The following is a 21,384-nucleotide window of genomic DNA, read 5'->3' as shown; positions in this document are numbered from 1 at the left end:
TGGGTTTGATGCTACGCAATGAGATTTCGGGGCGACGTGACGATCGTCACACGAGAAGGGTGCGCATGCGGCCACGCGCACGAGCGCGGCGCTATCGCCTGTGATTCCGGCCGGAATCGTAAGGATGCGGGGCTTTCAGGATTTTCAGGAGAGATTCACAGAGAGGATGTCGCGGCCGGTGCCGCTTATGCAAGCCCAGAGCCAGGCTTGCATAAGGGACGGGAGAAACTAGCGGACGTGGAATGACTTCACGGCGATGCCATTGGGCTGCTGGCCCGCCGGCAACATGGTGAAGAGTGTACCGATGCGGATGGAGCCGTTCGAGGCGTAGCTCTGCGTGCGCACGACGGAGACATCGCCGGAATGGGCATCGGCTGCGAGCAGCAGGAAACCGTCATCCGAGAAAGCCAGCGCATCAGGACCGCCCCCCACCCGGACAGGCGGCTTGAGCAGACGGCCATCGTCGATCGAGTAGGCTCCGATCGAGTCTGCATTGAAGTCGCTGATCCAGAGCAGCGAGTTGTCCGCACTCACGATGGCGTTCGCCGGATGCGCACCGACGAGGTAGGCGCCTCCAACCTCATTCGTGCCGGTGGCGATCTCAGAGATAGAGTCGCTGTCGAAGTTCGAGACGAAGATCTCGCCGCCGTCCGGCTTCATTGCGAGATGCACCGGAGACTTGCCTACATCGAGGAGCGCCAGCATGCGGTCGGCGTGCTCGTCCTCATTCGGGCTATCCGGGCGCGCGAGGCCCACCGACATCACCTGGTGTCCGCCCGAGCAGGCGATGAAGGCCTTCGAGGAGTCGGGCAGGATCACCGCGTCCGTAGCCTGCGGGCATCCGGAGTAGACGGCGCGGACGCGCATCTTCACCGGATCGACGATGGAGACGCTGCCGCCGTCGCGGTTGGTGACCACGAGCGACTTCCCATCTGGCGAGATCTTCGCCAGTCCCGGGGCTTCCCCGACGCCGACGACGCCGATCTCCTTCTTCTTCTCAAGGTCGATGACGGAGACGGTATTCGATCCGGAGTTGGCGACGTAACCGAGCTTGCCGTCGCGTGACACATCGATGAAGTACGGACGCTTGTGCAGCGCGATCGTCGAGGCGACCTTGTTCTTTTCGGCATCGATTACGCTGAGCGAGCCGTTGCCGTTGGCCGGGCCGGCATTGACGACGTAGACCTCGTTGCGCGTCGGACTGGCAGCAACGCCGGTCGGCTCCTGCCCAACCTGAAGTACGCGGTCCTGACGCAGGTTCACGAGGTCGAGCACCGAAACGGTGTTCGAGCCGCCGTTGGTGACATAGGCGTACTCGCGGTAGTCCGGCGGATACTGGGGAAAGTGGTTGCGGGTGCATCCGGCCAGAAAAAGCGGGGCCAGAGACAGCGGGGCGATCGCCATAAGGCAAAGGCGGCTCACGAGGGGCCGCCCTGCGAAATTCTTCATAGGATGACTAGCGGGCAGCGGCGGGCTCCGTAATTTGAATGCCGCGTGGGATGTTGCGGTGCACGACATTGGCGATCTGGCTGCATTCGTCCATCAACTGCTCGAACTGAGCGGGATAGATGGATTGCGCGCCGTCCGAGAGCGCCTTGTCGGGCGAATGATGGACTTCGACCATGAGACCGTCCGCGCCGACTGCGACCGCGGCCCGGGCAAGCGGCAGAACCTTGTTGCGCTTGCCGGTGCCATGGCTGGGATCGACAATGATGGGCAGATGGCTCAGCCGCTGCACGGCCGGCACAATGCTGAGGTCAAGCGTGTTGCGGGTGTGGTCGGCAAAGGTGCGGACACCACGTTCGCAGAGGATGACCTGGTAGTTGCCCTCGCTCATGACGTATTCGGCGGCCATGAGGAACTCTTCGAGCGTCGCAGCGAGGCCGCGCTTCAGCAGCACCGGCTTGCGCTTGCGGCCGGCGGCCTTCAGCAACGAGTAGTTCTGCATGTTGCGGGCGCCGATCTGGATCACGTCCGCATAATGGTCGACCAGTTCGAGGGCTTCGGAGTCGATGGCCTCGGTCACGATACGCAGGCCAAACTCCTGCCGGACCTCGGCAAGCAGCTTCAGAGCTTCTTCACCTAATCCCTGAAAGGCATAGGGCGAAGTTCTTGGTTTAAAAGCGCCTCCGCGGAAGAACTGGCCACCGGCCTTGGCGATCTGCTCGGCGGCGGCAAAGACCTGTTCGCGCGACTCGACCGAGCACGGCCCGGCGATCACGGCGAGGTCACGGCCACCGATGGTGGCATTCGTGCCGGGGAAGGTGATGACGGTGTTCTCTTCCTTCACATCGCGGCTGACCAGCTTGTAGGGCTTCGAGACGGCAATCACCTCGGCGACACCGGAGAGCTCTTCGAGGCTGCCGGCCTCGACCTGTCCCTTGTTGCCGGTGATGCCGATGGCGGTGCGTTGTGCGCCGGGCAGAGGATGCGCCCGGAATCCGAGGCGGGTGATCTGATCGCAGACAGCCTGGACTTCCTCCGGCGTAGCCTGCGCTTTCATGACGACTAACATCGTGTTCCTGCCCTTTCCGTACTGCTACCAACCGAAGCGGCTGCGAAGATCGCCGCAAACGAAAGTTCAGTGTAGCCGGAGGTCACGCGGACGGGCAATTGAGACGGCAGTCAGCGTGCAGGCGACGTCTCGTAAATCATCTTCCCTCCCCGGATGGTCGCGTGGACCCGGGCCAGGTTCGCGACATCCTGCGCCGGATCGCCGTCGAGGATGACGAGATCGGCGATGCTTCCCGGCGTGATTCGTCCCTTCTGCGCTTGGTGGAAGTAGTCGCTGGGCGCGGTGGTGAGCGAGGCGAAAACCTCACGCCAGCTAAGGGCGCGTCCCATGAACTGTACCTCCTGCGTGGTGTCGTAGACCGACTGAAAGCCGACGTCGGTGCCGAAGAGCACGACGCCACCGGCCTGTGCCCAGGCTTTGAGCTCAGCCACGCCGGAGTCGACCAGATGCGCAGAGATCGTGGGATTGGTCACGACGGTCGTCCACAGAGTCAGGGTAGGTGTCAGCGCCGAATGCTGCTGCTTCATCCGCGCCAGTTCCGCAGGGGTGAATCCGTTCTCCGTGGGAATCGTGTGGGCGAGAATGTCGACGCCACCCTCCAGCGCGTTGTCGACGCCCGCATAATTCTGCGGATGGGCAAAAACGGGCTTGTGCTGCGCGTGGGCTACGCCGACGGCAGCCGCGACGATCGGCTCGGGCATATTGATGACCGGCTTGTCGCCCATGTAAGCGCCGGTGAAGAGCTTGATGCCGTCGAGAGGTATGGCGAGGTAGCGCTGGGCCATGCCGGTTGCCTGTTCGGGCGTTGCGGCCTCCGGCAACTGGAGACTATCCGGCAGATACGCGGGATGCCCGTGCAGCGGAAAGATGTCGCCGGCCATGAGGATCTGCGGCCCCGGAACTTCGCCGGACTCGATCCTTCCGCGCAGGGCGAGCGTGTTTTCGGGGACCGAACCGAGATCCCAGACGGTGGTGAATCCCCAGCGGGTAAGCATCTGCTGCAGATGCCCTTCGAGCTGTGCAGCAGGAGCGTGAGCGGCATCGTCCCAGCCATTCTCGAAATGGACATGACTGTTCCAGAAGCCCGCGACGACCACCTTTCCGGTGCAGTCGAGCACGCGGGCTCCGGCAGGAACGGGGATGGCCGTACCGGCGGCAGCGATGTGGCCGTCGCGAATCACGACAACCGCGTTATCGATGGGAGCCGCCTGCGGGTCCACATAGACGCGGGCTCCCTTCAGTACGAGGTCGGACGACTGGGCGTGGGCAGTCACCGTTCCCGCGACAGACAGCGACAAGCAGGCGGCCAAAGCCGCAAACCATTGGCAACGAAAGCTCCTCATGATCACCTCTGCGGCCTTCCGGTTCCCGGGAGTCGCGTTCTACGGTATGCACCCCAATACGCATTCGGAATACGCATCCGGGAGGATAACCGTTCCCGGCCCTGTATCGCATCCGTCAGACGGGAGATCCTCCGCAACCCCTTTGCCGTGAACCATACCGGGGGTTTAGGATGACGGGAAGGAGTTCAAGGAGCCGGGAACGTTTCCCCTCCTGTTGAATTTCTGCAACTATCTCGCATGGCAACGATCCAAACACAAGGCACGGAAGAGATTCACCCGGACGTTCTGCTGGTCGAACGGGCGCGCGCGGGCGATGTGCAGGCATTCGAAAAGCTGGTGCGTCAGTACGACCGCCAGGTCTTCCGGATCGCGCAGCACATTACCCAGAACCGCGAAGACGCAGAGGACGTTGTCCAGGATGCGTTTCTAAAGGCCTACGAGAAGCTGGACCAGTTCCAGGGGAACTCGAAGTTTTATACCTGGCTGGTGCGTATCGCCGTGAACGAGTCGCTGATGCGGCTTCGCAAACGGCGAACAGGCAAGATGGTCTCGATCGACGAGGACGTGGAGACGGACGAAGGCTCCATGCCACGCGATCTGGCCGACTGGAGTCCGGATCCGGAGGCGCAGTATGGGCAGTCGGAGATGGCAGAGATTCTTCGCAAGACGATTCAGGGACTTCCCCCGGGATTCCGGGTAGTCTTCGTCCTGCGCGACGTGGATGGGCTTTCGACCGAGGAAACGGCCGAGACCCTGGGTTTAAGTATTCCGGCGGTGAAGTCACGCCTCCTTCGTGCGCGACTTCAATTGCGGGAGCGGCTCAGCCGCTACTTCCGCAAGAACGGTAAGGATGGTGCAAAGTGACGTGCTCCGAGTTTCTGGCTCAGCTCGATGACCTGATCGACAACCATGTGTCGGTGGAGATGCGCGCCGACCTGGAAGAGCATCTGCGCGGTTGCGAACACTGCGAAGTGACGCTCAGCACCACGCGCAAAACCATCGAGGTCTACCGTAAGCACGAGATCTACGAACTGCCGGACACCATGCGCGAACGCCTGCAGCAGGCCATCCTGGCGAAGTGCAAGAAGTGCTAACTGGCCGCGACTGAGCCTCGGCTTACAAGAATACAAAGGCCGGCATCCTTCGATGCCGGCCTTTGTTGATTCCCGAGATTTGTTCCAGCTTTGCTTTACCAGCGGCCTTCCATCTGTTTGAAAATACGCGCGTTCTGCTCTTTGGCCACGTCGGGCTGATAGGGGCGCTTCTTGAGCGTGTCATTCACGCGCCGCAACGCAGACCATGCCACTCCCTTCACCGTATCCTTCACGGTATTCTGCCCCGGGGGCGTGGGATGGAAACCCCGCTGCCGGAGCATGTGATTCGCCTTGTAGATATTTCCCCAGAGCCGGTCGTGGAAGACGAAGTTCAGGTTCATGGAAATGGAAATATCGCTGCCGTTTTTGAGCCAGTGGCCGGTGTTCACCGGGATGTGCGTGCCGGTGCCAGGCTTCATCATGAAGACCATGGCCTGATCTTCCAGTTCGGGCTTATAGACACCCGCCTGGTTGTCGACAGCCCAGAAGCGCTCCAGCTCTTCATCGGGAACAGCCTGCTTGTTGCTGCGCGGAAAGAAGTGAATCTCCTTGTCGCCGCGGATCTGCAGCAGCCATGCGCACTCGCGATCGACGTGATACGGCGTGGAGCGGCCGGGCGAGGTGACAAAGATGATCGACTCAAACCACTTGATCTTGTTCTTCACCTGGCGGCCGGTGAGCTGGAGCACGTCGGCGATGCCGTCCTCAAGAATCTTCTGGTAGGCGGGGTTGCGCTCGACGTGGTTGAGCATGATCCAGCCATTGGCCTTTTCGATCTGCTCGATGGTCTCGCTGACCTGCCGAATCGGCTTCGAGGTTTCAAGCGCCTTGTCCCCGTGGCCCGGTGTGCCGATGAGGCAGTAGGCGTCACCGTGGGGACGATGCGGGTCGTTGCGCGAGGTGATCTCCTGCGCCAGTTCCACGAGACGCGAAAGCTCGAACAGGGGATGGCCGTTAAACCGGTGCGCGACTTCGAAGGGCAGGCGGTTGAAGTTATCGCGGAAGAGACGCTCATCGCACGAGACGAGAGGCGCCGAGGCAGAAGAGGAAGCAGACTGGGAAACGGGAAGATTGCCGTTGGCAATAGAACTGGTAGCCATGTGAGTACGATGCCTCGCGTGGTTCATAAGACCGGCTGCGGGCACAAAGAGCACTCAAGCCGGAAACTGCCACCAGCATACGGCGATTCCGGCCCTGCCCCAAGCAGTAAGTAGTAATGTCCATTTTCGTGAGGTACTAACTTAGGCAGTTACGAAAGCAGCATAAGCCGTACCCACGAAAGCACCATTACTGCTGCTGGCTGGGGTTATTGGGCGTGGAACTGGGGGTCGTGCTGGTGCCGGAACCAGAGCCTGTGCTGGACCCGGTGCCAGAGCCTGTGCTGGACCCGGTGCCAGAGCCGGAGCTGGAACCTGTACTGGAGCCGGAGCTGCTGTCCGAACCGCTATCGTCGCGGCGATGGAGCGTGGGGCGCTCGTCGTCGCCACTTGAGCTTGAGTTCGGATCGCTGTTGCTGACCTTGCGCAGCGTCGGCTTCTGGCCGTTCTTGCCATTCGTCAGGCGGCGCTTGTTCTCGATGCGGGCCAGACGGGCCTTTACATCGTCGAACTCCGAGGTCGTAACCATGTACTCATCCCGCGCCGGCAGGATGGTGGCAATCTCCTCCTGCGAGTGGACGATGCGATCCGGGGTCTGCGGATGGTCCGAGAAGACCTTGGCGACGGCTCCGGGCTTGTGCTTCTCGAGGTCCTGGATCTTTTCGAAGAAGGTGATGAAGGCCTGCGGATCGTATCCGGCGCGATACATGTACTGGATGCCGAGATAGTCGGCCTGCGCCTCGAATTCGCGGGAGAACTCAAGGAAGGTGACCGGGATAGCGATATTCGCCGCTTCGTAGATGCCGTAGCCCGTCCAGCCGCCGATCATGATGAGCGGAATGGTGCCGATCTGCGCGTAATTGGCGCGGGTCATCTCGCGGGCGGCGTGATGGGCGCAGACGTGAGCGATTTCGTGAGCCATGACGCCAGCCAGCTCGGCTTCCTCATCGGCTGCGAGGATCAGGCCGGAGTTCACATAGAAAAAGCCGCCGGGAAGGGCGAAGGCGTTGATCTCGTCCGTATCGATGACCTTGATGGTGAAGGGCACCTTGCAGTCGGAGTTCTTCACGATGTTCTGGCCGATGCGGTTTACATACTCGGTAACAACGGGATCGGTGATGAACTTCGTGCTCTTCTCGAGCTCCATGGCATAGGACTTGCCCATCTTGATTTCGGACTCGGTCGAATACCAGTTACCCATGCCACGGCCGCCGATGTTGCGCGTGCCGACGGCATTGACGTCCTCGATGCTGCCCGATTTCACACCGGGCATGGTGCCGTCCGGATTCGCCTGCCGCATCGGGACGACGTCGCCGCTCGCGGGAGTGGCGGAATCGGCCGTCTTCTTATCTTTGTCGGTAGCCGAGGGGCCGGTAGACGTCGAGTTGCCGTCCGGCGTCACCGGAGCCGCATCGGCGGGAGGTTTCGTGGGTGCCTCGACCGGGGTGTTCTTGATCGGCGCATTCTGAACCGGCGGCGTCTGCTGCTGGGCATTCTGGCCGGAGCTGTTGGAGCCGGTGGTCTGCGAAGAGCTTCCGGTAGAGGAGGTTCCGGTCTGCCCCTGAGTCTGGGTTGGGGTCTGAGACGTGCCTGTCTGGCTTGTGGAACTGCCGGGTTGGGTTCCGCTTGGGGTGGACGTCTGCCGGGCATAGAGAGTCACGGGCGCGGCGAGCGCCAGCGAGGCCAGCACCAAAGATGCCGGCAGGCAATGGAGAAGAGGCAGAGGTCGCATGGGCAGCTCCCTGGTACGTCGATACGTCTACAGGTACGGAAGGAGGAACGGGAAGAATCCGCACCTATAGACGTAGTATGCGCTCAAGAGTTGCGCAGCGCCAGTCGCGGCGGATCAGGCGATTTCGCCGCCTGAAATCAGGAGCCGCCCGCAGGCGGAAGGGCCTACGGTGTACCCGGTCGGAACCAGAAGTCGTTCCGCCCCCAGGCAGAGCTTGGACTGCTCACATCCTCTCTTATCAAGAGAACCGCAGGTTCCTCCGCTACGCGAGACGGAATGGCCGTCTCGCTCCGGTTGGAATGACAAGTTCTCTCTTTTCAGGTGTTAAGAAGAAGCCGAGACTTAGCGGGCGTCCTTCGCCGCCTGAAAATGCTCGCGGTACCAATCCACGGTCTCGCGGATGGCCTCGGGCATGTCATATTTCGGCTGCCAGCCGAGCAGGCGGCGGGCCTTTGAGGCGTCGAGATACTGCTCGCGGATCTCGGAGCTGGCGATGTTCTGGATCACCGGCTGGAGATCACGGCGATCCATGATGTCGAGGGTCATCTCGACGATGTCGAGCACGGTCAGTCGCTCGCCCAGCGAGAAGTTGAAAGCCTCGCCGCTGAGCGCCGGGTTTGAGGCCAGGTGCTCGCCGAGGACGAGGTAGCATTCGGCGGCATCCTTGACGTAGAGGAAGTCACGGACGAACTTGCCGTCACTGCGGATGACGAAAGGCTCGCCATCGAGCGTGGCCTTCACCAGTCCGGGGATGGTACGGCTAAAGTTCAGATCGCCACCGCCAAAAAGATTGCCGCAGCGGGCGATGGCGGTGCGCAGGCCGTAGGTGGCCGCGTACATCTGGGAGACGAGATCGGTGCAGGACTTCGAAACGTCGTAGGGATAGCGGCCCTGCAGCGGGTGAGTTTCGAGGTACGGTAGGTTCTCGCTCGAGCCGTAGGCCTTATCCGAGGACGCGACGACAACATTCGACTGACCGCCCGCGAGACGGCAGGCTTCGAGGAGGTTCCAGGTGCCCATGACATTGGCGCGGAGGGTGCCCACGGGATCCTTCTTGGCCACGCCGACCAGCGGCTGCGCCGCGAGATGGAAGACGGTGTGCGGCTCGTACTCGGCAATAGCGCGCACCATGGTTGGCAGCGATTCAAGATCGCCCGAAACGATGGCGAGCTGCGAGAGGATGCCTTCGCTGACCAGCATGCTGCGGGGCGCCTGATCGCGGACCAGGGCGATGACCTCGGCCTCCTCGCGCAACAGGGCCTTGACCAGCCATCCACCCATGAGACCGGTGGCGCCGGTCACGAATACGCGCTTACCCTTCCAGAAACCCAAACGAACCTCTTCCTTGCCTCGACCTTGATAGAGCCGTTGTGCGTCTCCCGCGCACAGCCTGCGTCTCTGTATGAAACGGGCCGGCGAGATGCCAGGCTCTAAGATGTTTATTAGATCATTTTCAAGTGCGGGCGGCCATGCGGGCCGGCTCGTGATGGCGGGATGGAGCAGCAGTCTTTGAACGAAAAAACGAAGCACGACGCAGCGAACGATCTGGCGGTGGTGATCCTGTGCGGGGGCAAGGGCTCGCGTATTTATCCGTTCAGCGAGTATTTCCCCAAGCCGATGATGCCCATCAACGGGCGGCCGATCCTGGTGCACCTGATGCACATCTACGCGGCGCAGGGCGTGCGGCGCTTCGTGCTGGCGGCCGGGCATCGCAAGGAAATGCTCTTCGACTACTTCGAAGGACGCTTTCCGGACTGGAAGATCGACATTGTGGACACAGGCGCCGAAGCCGATACCGGCGAACGCATCCGCGCCTGCTTCGACCTTGTGGGCGACCGTTTTTTCGCCACCTATGGCGACGGACTCGGGAACGTGGATCTGCAGGCACTGCTGCGCTTTCACGAAGAAAAAGGCGGCCTAGCGACGGTGACGGCCGTACCGCTGCGCTCGCAGTATGGCACCGTGCACTTCGACGAGAACAACCAGGTGGATCGCTTCTCGGAGAAGCCGGTCATCCGCGATTACTGGATCAACGCAGGATTCTTCGTCATTGAGAAGGCCGCGGCCGAGCACTGGACAGGAACGAACCTTGAATCGGACGTGCTGCCGAAGCTCGCCGCCGAGAAGCAGCTCTACACCTATCTGCACCACGGTTTCTGGAAGTCGATGGACACCAGCAAGGACCAGCAGGAGCTGGAGAAGCTGATCGGAGAAGGCACAGCGCCGTGGGTGACCCCGGCGAAATAGCGCTATGCCATGGTAACGCTGCGGCCTGAAGCGGAGTTCGTTCGTCTAATGCGTGGGCCGAGGAGTGCCGAAGCGGCCCACACCCATCGCTTATGACTGCGCTGAAAGCTGCCGCCTGCTCCCTGATGCTGTTGATGGCCACTCCCCTGCCCTATGCGCAGGATGCGAAGCCTGCGACCTCCGCGACCTCCACTGCAAGCCAGAGCCCCGCATCGCAAAGTCCTGCGTCGCAGGCCTCTGCGCCTACGACGCTGCATGTCGATGTGAATGTGGTATCGATGGCCGTGACGGTGCGCGATAAGCACGGCAAGATCGTGCCGAATCTGACCAAGGACGACTTCACGCTGCAGGATGACAATCATCCGCAGACGATCAAGTATTTCAACCAGGATCAGAATCTTCCTCTGACGCTGGGGCTGCTGGTAGACACCAGCATGAGCCTGCGTGACGCGCTGAGCGACGAGCGCACCGCCAGCCAGCACTTCCTCGACCAGATGCTCACGCAGAGCAAGGATCGGGCCTTCCTGGTGCAGTTCGACCGTGAGGTGGACCTGCTCGCCGATCCGACATCGAACCGCGATACGCTGCAGCGCGCGCTCGATCATCTGGCTGCGCCGCAGTTCGACCGCTCCTCAAACAGCGGATCGGGAAGCAACGATCCGAACAGCAACGATCCGGACCAGAACAGCGGCGACAACAACAGCAACAACCGCGGACGCCGCATGTCGAACGGCGGCACGATGCTTTATGACGCGATCTATCTCGCCTCGGACGAATTGATGGCGAAAGAGAAGGGCCGCAAGGCGCTGATCGTACTGACGGACGGAGAGGATCGTGGCAGCAAGGAGACGCTGCATACGGCGATCGAAGCCGCGCAGCGCGCCGATACCGTGGTCTACGCGATGTACTTCAAGGGCGAGCAGCACAATAACAGCGGTGGCGGCCCCGGTGGAGGTCATCGCGGCGGCGGCATGGGCTGGCCCGGCGGCGGCGGTGGATGGCCGGGTGGTGGTGGCGGCTATCCCGGTGGTGGCGGCGGAGGTTACCCGGGCGGCGGTGGTGGCGGACAGCGCCAGGAGAAGCCGGCAGTCGACGGCAAGAAGGTGCTGGAGCAGATCTGCGCCGAGACCGGCGGACGGATGTTCGAGGTAAAGAAGAAGGAGAACTTCGACGACATCTACTCCCAGATTGCCGAAGAGCTGCGTAGCCAGTACGTGCTCGGCTACACGCCGGATAAGACTGTCGCCGGCGGTGGCTATCACCGCATCACGCTTCTGCCGAAGAAGAAGGACCTGATCGTGCAGACGCGCCAGGGCTACTACTCGCAGGATTGATGCTCGGGCTGCTGCCTCGCGGCAGCAGTCGTTTCTACTCCGCACCCCACGCGCAGTGGCCGAAGACGGATCGCACAGCAGCGTGGTGTATGCTCGAAGCGAGTCATGCGCCGCGCTGTTGCCATTCCGATGCTCCTGCTCCTGTTGATCCCGGTCTTTTCCGGGTTCTTCGGTGAAGCGGCTGCGGAAGCGAGCCTTCCGGCGTGCTGCCGCAGAGCGGGCAAACACCACTGCGCGATCATGGCGGAGATGGCCTCGGACGGCGTGCATCGCAGCTTCAGCTCCGTTCGCGAGAAGTGCCCGTACACACCTGCGGCGCTCTCGATGATCGTACTTCCCTCCTTTCAGCCTTCGACCGCGGCGGCGATCTACGCCGGCGTGCAGCAGCACGTGTCGGTCGCAGCGCAGGCAGAAGCGAAGCGGCGTATCTCGTTCGACCGCGCGCGGCAGAAGCGCGGACCTCCGGCACTCAGCTAGCCAGCACAATTCCTTCAGCAACCTGGGCGCGCAGCAGCAGATTCCTGTCTGCTCGTTTTCCCAGATCCTGAAATGTAACCGGCTCTGCTGCATATTTGCCGTGGCTGCTTCACGGCGGAGGCTCGCTCTTGCTCCAAAGACTGACGTACGCGTTGATTCTCCTCTTCTTCTTACCCTCGCTCCCTGCCGGAGCGTCTGTCTTCGGCTATCTCCAGGGCGTGGTGCATGATCCGCAGCACCGGCCGGTCAGCGGCGCGCGCATTCGTGTCCGCGCGGCTTATTCCGCGCTCGAATTCACAGCGACCTCCGATCAGGACGGCAGCTTTCATATTCCGTCCGTACCCATTGGCACCTATACGGTGACCATTTCCAGCTCCGGCTTCGCGAATCTCGAGCAGACGGTGAGCGTGACTGCCGATTCCGCGGCAATCCTGCACCTCCAGCTCTCGCTCGAAACCGTGCGGCAGACAACGACACTCCACGAGGAGGCGCAGTCGGCGAATCCGGATTCGTTCACGCCGGCAACGATGATCAGCCGCACGGATATTGCGGCGACACCGGGCGCAGACCGCACCAACAGCATGGCGATGATCACCGACTACGTGCCGGGCGCGTACATGACCCACGACATGCTGCACATGCGTGGCGGACACCAGCTGAGCTGGATGATCGACGGTGTGAACATCCCCAACACGAACATCGCAAGCAATATCGCGCCGCAGATCGACCCGAAAGACATCGACACGATCGAGATCGAGCGCGGCAGCTACGGCGCGGGCGTAGGCGATCGCACCTATGGCGTCTTCAACGTGGAGCCGCGCTCCGGCTTCGAGCGCGACCGCGAGGGCGAGCTGGTGATGACGCTGGGCAACTTCTACCAGACAAACGACCAGATCAGCCTGGGCGACCACACGGAGCGCTTTGCCTGGTTCACCAGCCTGAACGGCAACCGCTCGGACTACGGCCTGCAGCCGGCAATCGAGAAGCCGGTGCATGATGCGGAGAATGGCTATGGTGGCTTTGCATCGCTCATCTACAACCACGATTCCGCGAACCAGCTGCGGCTGGTCAACCAGCTACGCACCGACTACTACCAGATTCCTTACGACCCGAATACCAATGACTGGCAGAACCAGCTTTATGATTCGAGCGGGCTGCGTGACGGCGAGCACGAGACAGACGGCTACACCGCCCTGACCTGGGTCCACACATGGAACCCGACGACGCTGGCGCAGATCTCGCCCTTCTACCACTACAACGACGCGGATTACGATCCCAATGCAGCAGACCTTCCAAGTGCGACAAAAGTAGACGAGACCGGCAACTACGCGGGCCTGCAGGCTTCGGCCAGCACGGTGATTGCGAAAAACTCGATTACCGGCGGCATCTACGGCTACGCGCAGCATGAGAACGATCTCTTCGCCGCGACTTTCAACGACGGCAGCTTTGCGAACTTCTCCGAAGATCAGACAGTGCTGGCGGGCGTCGAAGAGACGTTTCTCGAAGACCATTACAAGCCGACCTCGTGGCTGACCCTGATCGGCGGCGAGCGGCAGACGCATTTCCAGGGAACGATCAGCGAGAACGCGATCTATCCGCGCATCGGCGCGGCAGTGGTAATCCCGAAGCTGAACTGGGTGCTGCGCGGCTTCTATGGGCACTACTATCAGCCCCCGCCGCTCACCAGCATCGCGGGACCGGCGCTCGCGTATGCCAACTCGACGAACACCAGCTTTACACCGCTGCGCGGCGAGCGCGACGAGGAGCACCAGTTCGGCCTGCAGATTCCCTACCGCGGATGGCTGCTCGATGCGGATACGTTCCAGACGCGCGCCAACAACTTCCTCGACCACAGCAACATCGGCGAATCGAGTATCTTCATTCCGGTCACGGTGGATGGCGCACTCATCCAGGGCTGGGAACTGACGCTGCGCTCACCGCAACTGTGGCGCTATGGCCAGTTTCACCTTGCCTACTCGAATCAGATCGCGCAGCAGCGCGGCGCCATTACCGGCGGCCTCATCTGCTATAGCCCCTCCGACCCCTCAGCCTGCGCGGCGGATAACTCCTATGAGGCCCTCGACCACGACCAGCGCAACACGCTGAATGTGGGATTCAACGGAAACCTTCCCTACGGCGTCACGGGCGCATTCAACGTCTACTACGGCTCGGGATTTTCAAACGGCTACACCGATCCGCCTTCGCCCTACACCGGCAACTATCTGCCGGCGCACACGACGGCGGATATATCCGTAGGCAAGACGTTTGCCGAAAAGTATGGGATTTCGGTGAACCTGTTAAATATCGCCAACACTCGGGTGCTGCTGGACAACAGTCTGACCTTCGGCGGCTTTCACTATAACGATCCCCGGCAGATTTACGGAGAGTTCCGCTACCACTTCCACTTCTAATCCCATTTCTAGCAACGGCGCGCGCCTGTCTTTTTCCTTAAAAGGATGAAGAGGGGCGCGCGGAGTTACACTGGGGAACGTCCTTCCCATGATGTTCACTCTTCGCCAACGCTGGCCCGGACGGGCCTCTTTTCTTTTTTTAGCGGGAGCGCTTACGCCGCTGGCGGGCTGCCGTGCGCATCCGATGCGCGTGGCGGTGATCCCACAGACCACAGCCGTGACCATCTGGGAGGCCGAGCACGCGGGCGCGGAGTTCGCCGCCAACCACTTCGGCTTCAAGGTTTACTGGAACGCCCCCACCAGCGAAGACGATACGCAGCAGCAGGCGGAGTTGATCGACCGCGTGGTCAAGCAAAAATATTCGGCCATGATCCTCGCGCCGGACCAGGCCGTGGCGATGATGGCGCCGGTGCAGCGGGCCATTGAAAAAGGGGTGCGGACGGTCATCGTCGCCGCGCCGCTCAATCTTCCGCCGGGGCCCAATCTCACCTATATCGTGAATGACGACCTGGCCAGCGGACGCATCGCCGCGATGCGCATGGGCCAGATTCTGAACGGGCATGGACGGATCGCGATCCTCGGCGTGCCTCCGCAGTCGTTGAGCACGCTGGCCATGGTGCATTCCTTCGAGACGACACTGGAAAAGAACTTCCCCGGCATATCGGTCACGGAGCGACGCTTCGGAACCCACAATCTGACGGGAGCGGAGCAGATCGCAGAAGACGCTCTGGATGAGGATCCACAGCTGGATGGCCTCTTCACCGTGTCATCGGCGGCAACGGGCGGCGCATACGAGGCGCTTCGCGCGCACGGGCTGCTGGGCAAGGTCAAGGTCGTCGGCTTTGAGCAGAGTGTCGAGCTGGCAAACCTGCTGCGCAATGGATCGATCGATTCGCTGGTAGCCATCAACACATACGAGATGGGCTATCGCGCGATGGAGTCTCTCGCTGCGCCGCCCGGCAGTCAGCCCTCTGAAATCCTGCTGCAACCTACGCTGCTGACCTCGGCCAATCTCGATTCTGCCGAGGCGCGACCATTGATGAGTGTGGACTGGAGTCGTGAGCCATGATGGCGACTCTCGTCACACGCGCAAAGACGCAACGGCGCGGACTGATCGTCGCGGCAGTCGCCGCCTCCGCGGCACTGCTGGGACTGGGTTCGGCCCTGCTGCTGCGTGGACCGAATCACGGCCTGCCGTATCACGATGCCTTTGCGGCGAGCAGCCTCCAGGGCTGGATCCCCTTTGGCGGCAGCTGGCATGCGGCCGATGGCGGAGTGCGTAACGATTCCGAAGAGCGCGGGGCCAAGCTGATCACCGGGTCCGCGCACTGGAGCTCCTATGCCGTCGAGGCGGACCTGCAGCTGATCGGCGGCGGCGACGCCGGTCTGATTGCCCGCGCGAGCGACATCGAACAGGGAGTAGACGCTTACAGCGGCTATTATGCGGGGCTGCGAACCATCGACAACAAGCTCGTGCTGGGGCGCGCGGATCATGGGTGGGTCGAGTTCCAGCCGCAGCCGTTTCCAGGCGGCATCGTTCCCGGGCGCTGGTACCACCTGCGGCTGGCCGTGCAGGGCTGCACAATTACCGCACGCGCCAGTGGCATCGACACCCCGGGGTCGACCGAGATCCGAGCCGAAGACCCGCACTGCCTGACTTCAGGAAAGATCGGACTGCGTTCGGTGACCGCGGGCGGCTTCTGGCGGCATGTCCAGGTGACGGCTCTGGAGCCACGGGAGAATACACCTGCTCCGGCGCAGCACATGGCGGTGTATCCCACCAGCCAGGGGACGATTCCCTCTCCGAGCAGCGTGCCGTCGACGCTCCTCAGCGAATTCACCCCGGCCCACCCGGCGATCTCCGTCAAGAGCCTTCGCCTGCTTTCGATCACCCGGACGAACCATGTGACGGTGCATGGCGTGGTCATCAGCACGACTCCGGATCTCTACATTCAGGATCGCGGCGGCGGCGCTCGCGTCCAGCTTGAGCGGCCGACGCTGCTTCGCCTGGGCGATGAGGTGGAGGTCGAAGGTGACGCCCACCCGGAAGGGCTATCCGCCGCCATTACAGGAGCTGTCGCGCGGAGAATCGGCGGCGTCTCACCGCTGCCTCCGTCTTCGGTGACGGCCGACCAGGCGGCCACGGGAGCCTATGCGTCGATGTATCTCGAAGTGCAGGGGCATCTGGACCGCATCGAGTGGAACGGGGAGCGCGGCGCAACCCTGCTCATGCACGACGGCATGCAGACCTTCCGGGCGCTCTCGGTATCGCCCGAGGCGGCGGCTCTCTTTCGGCATCTCGACCAGTACAGCGTGATCCGGGTACGGGGTATCTGCGTTCTGGGAGCCGAATACACCAATAATGCTGTGCCATTCGTGCTTCTGGTCAGCTCGCCCCAGGATGTCAGCGTGGTGGACGGCCCGCCGTGGTGGAGCACCGAGCATCTCATCCTGATGGCGGTAGCGATGCTGGCGCTGGGATTTGTGGCGCAGCTCCTGTTAAGCCGGGCCGAGGAATGGCGGCTGCACGCCGTCATCAACGAACGCGAACGGTTGGCGAACGAGCTGCATGACACGCTGGCACAGAGCTTTGCCGGAATCGGCTTCCAGCTGCGTGCTATCCGCAACCGGATGGCACAGAAGGAGAAGACGCTCGACGTCCCGAGCCTGCTCGAAGACCTGAAAATCGCGACGGAGCTGGTCCGGCACAGCCATGACGAGGCCCGGCGCAGCATTACGACGCTTCGGCCGGAGGCGATTGAGGCGAGCGGGCTGGTTTCCGCGCTCGAGATGGCGGCACGCAGGATTGTGGCCCGTGGGCAGGTAAAAATAGATGTGGAAGTGCGGGGTGAGGCGCGGGAGCTGCCGCTTCACGTTCTCGATTCCCTCTTCCGGATCGGCCAGGAGGCAATTTCCAACGCCATCCAACACGGCCATCCGACGAGAATTCACATCGAAGTAGAGTATGGGCCACGCTCTATCACGCTGATCGTAAAGGACAACGGCATTGGCTTTGTGCCCAGGGAAGACTCAGGAGGATTCGGGCTTTCCGGCATGCGCCGCCGCGCGGAGCTCATCCACGGCACCCTGGAGGTACAGAGCGGGGCTGCCGGCGGCACAAGAATTCGCGTAGAAGTACCAAATCCAGAACGCCAGTCGTGGTTCGTGCGTCTGGCATATAGTAAACGCAACAATCAGGAGTAAGGCACAGATGTCTAGCACTTCGGAAACGCTTACCGGAACCAAGATCCGGATTTTGATTGTCGATGACCACCCGGTTGTTCGTGCCGGCCTGGCCAGCATGCTTGCGACCTACCCCGATATGGAGGTAGTTGGCAGCGCAGCCGACGGCGAACAGGCCGTGGCCCTGCTGACCGCGGGCGAACCGGCGGTGGATGTAGTCATGATGGACCTACGCATGCCGAAGAAGAATGGAATCGAGACTCTCAAGGCGCTGAAGCAGGAATCCTGCCCGGCGCGGGTGGTGGTCATCACCAGCTATGAGAGCGATGAAGACATCTACCAGGCAGTCAAGGCCGGGGCCCAGGGCTATGTGCTCAAGGCTTCCTCCGACGAGGAGATCATCGAAGCGATCCGCCAGGTGCATGCCGGCGAACGCTACCTGCCCCAGCACATCGCGACCCGGCTCGCCGAGCGGATGCCGCGTGCCCACCTGGAGCCGCTCCAGACGGAAATACTCGACCTCTTCGCCCAGGGTGTGGCGAAGGACGAGATCGCCGAGCGGCTGTCCATGCAGGACCGCGAAGTGTGGAACCAGCTGAACGGGATCATCGAAGCACTGGCTAGGTCCGAAGAGACGAACGAAGACTACGCACCCGGCAGCGCGCGGCAGCGGATCACCATCGCCGACGTAGCCCGGAAAGCGGGCGTCTCCATGTCGACCGTCTCACGCGTGCTGCACAACAAGGGCAAGCACACCGACGAGACGCGTCGCGCTGTGATGAAGGTGGTCAAGGAGTACGACTTCCAGCTGAATGGCACGGCCGCGTCGCTGGCCATGATGCGCGGCGGATCGCAGTAAATCCGCCGTTTCCGACTCGTATTGCCGTTTTATTTCGCCGAAGCCAGCAGCTCGCTCGTCATCATCTCCGCGCTGCTGGCCAGGTCGAGCTCTCCCAGCAGTGCCTGAAAACGCGGCAACTGTCGAACAGGATCAAAGAGCGGAAAGACCCGCGCATAAGCGAGGAATGCCTCGCGCGTGCGGTAAGCCTGTTCGAGATACTCCATCGCCGCGTCATACTCCCCAAGCGCGATCAGGATGACAGCCGGCGGCACGGTGGAGACAAACTGCTTGGCCGCCATGTCCTGCAAGCGCGCCAGAACTGCACGCGCCTCTTCCGCTTTCCCACCACAGGCGAGCCCCGCGCCATAAAATCCGATCACAATGGGATTGTTCCCGGAGACCTTTACGCCGTGCTCGAGGGAAGGGATGGCCTCGGCATGCCGCCCAAGAGCCAGCAGCGCAAGACCACGGCAGGCATGAGCCTCGGGATACTCCGGATCGACGGCGAAGACTTTCTCGCACTGTTCGATCGCCAGGGCGTGATGCCCCTCGTAGTAATGGACCCAGGCAATCCCTGACGAGATGGGCGACGAGAGCGGATCGAGCTCGCGTGCGGTGCGCAGTTCATGCAGCGCCGACTCGTAGCGGCCGGACTGCAGCAGAAGGATCGCGTAGAAGAAGTGACTGCCCGAGAAGCCGGGATCGAGCTCGATGGCGCGGATCGCCAGCTCCTCGGCGAGACGCCAGTCCCAGTTGCTGAAGAGCGCGCTCTTGGCCAGCGAGATGGCTGCTTCTGCCAGGTGCGGATCGAGTTCACGGGCCTTCATCGCCAGCTCCCGGCCCCGCGCCCAGGCATCCCCCGGTGGCATTGCGCCAAAGAAACCCAGGCTGACGATACAGTCAGCAAGACCCGCATAGGCAGGCGCGCATTGTGGATCTACCATGATTGCCTGCTCGAAACACTGAATTCCTTTCCGTGAAGCTTCGGGCAGGCGCAGGCTCCAGTAGTAGCGCCCCTTTAGATAAAGAGCATGAGCATCGATGTTCTGTGAGTAGCGTGAGCGGAGCGGTGGGATTTCGTTCTCCGGCTTTTTACCGAACTTCGCAGCAACCGCGCGCGCGATCCCTTCCTGAACCGCAAAGATGTCTTTGAGCTCGTGGTCGTACTTCTGCGACCACAGGTGATAGCCATGGATCGCATCGGTAAGCTGCACCGTAACGCGCAGCCTGTCTCCGGCGCGGCGCACCGAGCCCTCAAGGATCGTATTCACATTCAGCCGCTCGGCGATGGCGCGGATGTCCTGCGATTTGCCTTTGAACTCAAAAGCAGAGGTGTGCGAAACCACGCGCAGCCCTTTGAGCTGAGAGAGCAGATGTATCAGTTCGTCGGCAAGACCGTCGCAGAAATACTCCGCCTCTTCTCCTCCTCCCACATTCGAAAAAGGCAGCACGGCGATTGTCATCGACTGGCCTTCGACCTGGTTCTCTGGTTTCGACAGACCCGAGGCGAGCCCATGGCGCAAGGCATGAAGATGAGCGATCATCTCCTCGGCGCGCTGGTAACGCTCCGAAGGCTGCTTGGCCAGTGCGCGGGAAACCACGCGGTCGAGCCCATCGGAGATGCCCGGCCGCACCTCGGACGCAGGCGTGTATTCGGAGTGCAGGATCCCCTGGACCGTTACTGACGGCAATCCCAGAAAGGGCCTGCGGCCCGTGAGCATTTCATAAAACAGGATGCCCAGAGCCCACAGATCGCTGCGATGATCGGCGTGCCCCTCAATCTGCTCTGGTGACATGTAGCCGACGGTACCGACGATCGCTTCCGATGCAGGATCGCCGGAAATCACGACGCGGGGGAGTTTCACCAGCCCGAAGTCGAGGATTTTGGCGATGCCATCGGCAGTAATGATGATGTTTTCAGGCTTGATGTCGCGATGCACCAGTCCCTGGCGGTGCGCCTTTGCGAGACCCTGCGCAATGTCGATGGTGTAGTGCAGCGCGTCTTCTGGCGAGAGCGGGCCGCGGAAGAGCTTGCGTCGCAGGGTTTCGCCGTCATAGTAGGCCATGACGATGAACAGCTGCCCGCTCTCGTCCTTTTCAATCTCGTAGATCGTGCAGACATTCGGATGATCGAGCGACGAGGCGGCGCGAGCCTCGTGCATGAAGCGCTCGACAGCGGCCTCATTCGAGGAGCGCTGTGGCTTGAGCACCTTGATGGCGACAGAGCGCTCAAGGTTCAGATCGCGTGCCCGGTAGACGATGCCCATGGCACCTTCTGCCAGCAACTCCTGAATCTGGTAATGCGCAATGGTACGCCCGATCATAGTGAGTCCATTCTAGGACACGCTCTGTGGAAGGTACCGGGACGGTTTCTTATTTGTCGGAAAAAGCCCACCGCCGCCTGTTTCGCGGCGGTCAGCCCTGCAAGGGACAGAGCAGGCGCCGGGTTGCGGCATAGAGCTGCCAGGCGGAGCCGAGATGGCGAAGCTGGCGCTCCAGATCTTCCTCGCTCATGTTTTCAAGCAGACCTTTCGCGGCTTCGTATCCCGAAGAGGCAAAGATGAGTCCCGCCGGGTCTAAAGAGCGCGCATCGGCGCGTAACGTAAAGTGCGGCAGATCCAGCTGTGCGAGCGCGTTGAGCTCCTCGGCCAGAAGAGGAACGAACGCCGCCCGCTCACCTCCAAGGGCCGGCAGAGCAGCCACCGCCGGAGTGCCTTCAAACATCGCCCGAACCAGCGCCAGGTAATAGGCATGCGTATCGCGGACAACGTACCGAACCTCCAGGCCTCGAGCCTGTTCGAGCTGATCGAGAAGCAGCGTTCGGTTGCCGGCGACCCATTCCCACATGGCGCGAAAGCCTTCCGCCTGCTCGTCACTGAAAGACTCGGCCGCGCAACCTTCAGGCACGTCCTTGAATGGAACATTCGTCGCAGGGCAGACACGCAGCACAGGCGCACCGCAACGGGCGTTTACAGGAAAGGTGAGATTGCGGTTGCGGATAAAGCCAAGCGCTGAAAAGTCCTCATCCGGAAGGCCAGGAACAGGAATCATGCCGGTACGCAGAACCGACACTTCTCCAGCCTGCTCTGCAGGTAAGCGTGCTGTCGGTT

General features: G+C 61.8%; 17 protein-coding genes. 9 read left to right on the top strand and 8 right to left on the bottom strand.

From position 1 onward, the window contains the following. Positions 1-228 precede the first annotated feature (228 nt). From QM649_RS05395 to QM649_RS05385, 3 genes are all read right to left on the bottom strand, one after another. Positions 229-1,404 carry a beta-propeller fold lactonase family protein gene (locus QM649_RS05395; protein ID WP_415197995.1) on the bottom strand — a complete coding sequence of 392 codons (1,176 nt, stop codon included), beginning with the start codon at positions 1,402-1,404 and terminating at the stop codon, positions 229-231. A 52-nt stretch (positions 1,405-1,456) separates the two neighbouring features. After that, a complete protein-coding gene (aroF, locus tag QM649_RS05390) occupies positions 1,457-2,515 on the bottom strand; it encodes a 3-deoxy-7-phosphoheptulonate synthase (protein ID WP_415197994.1) in 1,059 nt (352 codons plus the stop codon). A gap of 110 nt (positions 2,516-2,625) precedes the next feature. Beyond that, positions 2,626-3,789, bottom strand: a complete 1,164-nt coding sequence (locus tag QM649_RS05385) for an amidohydrolase family protein (protein WP_415197993.1) — start codon at positions 3,787-3,789, stop codon at positions 2,626-2,628. A gap of 306 nt (positions 3,790-4,095) precedes the next feature. On the opposite strand from QM649_RS05385, the gene QM649_RS05380 reads away from it, so the two are divergent. Together QM649_RS05380 and QM649_RS05375 are read left to right on the top strand one after the other, a co-directional pair. Then, positions 4,096-4,722 carry a sigma-70 family RNA polymerase sigma factor gene (locus tag QM649_RS05380; RefSeq protein ID WP_415197992.1) on the top strand — a complete coding sequence of 209 codons (627 nt, stop codon included), beginning with the start codon at positions 4,096-4,098 and terminating at the stop codon, positions 4,720-4,722. Further along, entirely contained in the window at positions 4,719-4,952 is a 234-nt protein-coding gene (locus QM649_RS05375; protein ID WP_415197991.1) for an anti-sigma factor family protein, read from the top strand. Before QM649_RS05380 ends, QM649_RS05375 begins: the two co-directional genes overlap by 4 nt. A gap of 95 nt (positions 4,953-5,047) precedes the next feature. Here the strand turns inward: QM649_RS05375 and QM649_RS05370 are convergent, their stop codons facing one another. The 3 genes from QM649_RS05370 to QM649_RS05360 all read right to left on the bottom strand — a co-directional run bounded on the left by QM649_RS05370 (position 5,048) and on the right by QM649_RS05360 (position 9,113). Then, a complete protein-coding gene (locus QM649_RS05370) occupies positions 5,048-6,052 on the bottom strand; it encodes a hypothetical protein (protein ID WP_415197990.1) in 1,005 nt (334 codons plus the stop codon). Positions 6,053-6,239: 187 nt separating this feature from the next. Further along, positions 6,240-7,781: a M48 family metallopeptidase gene (locus tag QM649_RS05365; protein WP_415197989.1), complete on the bottom strand. Its 1,542-nt coding sequence runs from the start codon at positions 7,779-7,781 to the stop codon at positions 6,240-6,242. A gap of 342 nt (positions 7,782-8,123) precedes the next feature. Beyond that, positions 8,124-9,113 carry an NAD-dependent epimerase/dehydratase family protein gene (locus tag QM649_RS05360; protein WP_415197988.1) on the bottom strand — a complete coding sequence of 330 codons (990 nt, stop codon included), beginning with the start codon at positions 9,111-9,113 and terminating at the stop codon, positions 8,124-8,126. Positions 9,114-9,290: 177 nt separating this feature from the next. On the opposite strand from QM649_RS05360, the gene QM649_RS05355 reads away from it, so the two are divergent. The 7 genes from QM649_RS05355 to QM649_RS05325 all read left to right on the top strand — a co-directional run bounded on the left by QM649_RS05355 (position 9,291) and on the right by QM649_RS05325 (position 18,292). Further along, entirely contained in the window at positions 9,291-10,028 is a 738-nt protein-coding gene (locus tag QM649_RS05355; RefSeq protein WP_415197987.1) for a sugar phosphate nucleotidyltransferase, read from the top strand. A 134-nt stretch (positions 10,029-10,162) separates the two neighbouring features. Continuing rightward, positions 10,163-11,362 (top strand): VWA domain-containing protein, encoded by a 1,200-nt coding sequence (locus QM649_RS05350; RefSeq protein WP_415197986.1) that lies wholly within the window; start codon positions 10,163-10,165, stop codon positions 11,360-11,362. A gap of 105 nt (positions 11,363-11,467) precedes the next feature. Further along, a complete protein-coding gene (locus tag QM649_RS05345) occupies positions 11,468-11,839 on the top strand; it encodes a hypothetical protein (protein WP_415197985.1) in 372 nt (123 codons plus the stop codon). A gap of 128 nt (positions 11,840-11,967) precedes the next feature. Further along, positions 11,968-14,250: a TonB-dependent receptor gene (locus QM649_RS05340; protein ID WP_415197984.1), complete on the top strand. Its 2,283-nt coding sequence runs from the start codon at positions 11,968-11,970 to the stop codon at positions 14,248-14,250. Positions 14,251-14,338: 88 nt separating this feature from the next. Next, positions 14,339-15,319, top strand: a complete 981-nt coding sequence (locus QM649_RS05335) for a substrate-binding domain-containing protein (protein WP_415197983.1) — start codon at positions 14,339-14,341, stop codon at positions 15,317-15,319. After that, positions 15,316-17,454, top strand: a complete 2,139-nt coding sequence (locus QM649_RS05330) for an ATP-binding protein (RefSeq protein WP_415197982.1) — start codon at positions 15,316-15,318, stop codon at positions 17,452-17,454. The genes QM649_RS05335 and QM649_RS05330 overlap by 4 nt, the downstream gene beginning before the upstream one ends. Before the next feature lie 7 nt (positions 17,455-17,461). Further along, positions 17,462-18,292 (top strand): response regulator, encoded by an 831-nt coding sequence (locus QM649_RS05325; protein ID WP_415197981.1) that lies wholly within the window; start codon positions 17,462-17,464, stop codon positions 18,290-18,292. 29 nt (positions 18,293-18,321) lie between these two features. Here QM649_RS05325 and QM649_RS05320 read toward each other — a convergent pair whose 3' ends face one another. Then, positions 18,322-20,598: a protein kinase domain-containing protein gene (locus tag QM649_RS05320; RefSeq protein ID WP_415197980.1), complete on the bottom strand. Its 2,277-nt coding sequence runs from the start codon at positions 20,596-20,598 to the stop codon at positions 18,322-18,324. A gap of 91 nt (positions 20,599-20,689) precedes the next feature. Then, a partial coding sequence (locus tag QM649_RS05315; RefSeq protein WP_415197979.1) for a DUF4135 domain-containing protein occupies positions 20,690-21,384 on the bottom strand: 695 nt, incomplete at its 5' end.

It is taken from the genome of Silvibacterium sp. (genome assembly GCF_047605705.1).
In the GTDB taxonomy this organism is placed as follows: Bacteria; Acidobacteriota; Terriglobia; order Terriglobales; family Acidobacteriaceae; genus Silvibacterium.
Note: the sequence above shows the minus strand (reverse complement) of the source record. Positions and strands in the feature narration are given on the sequence as shown.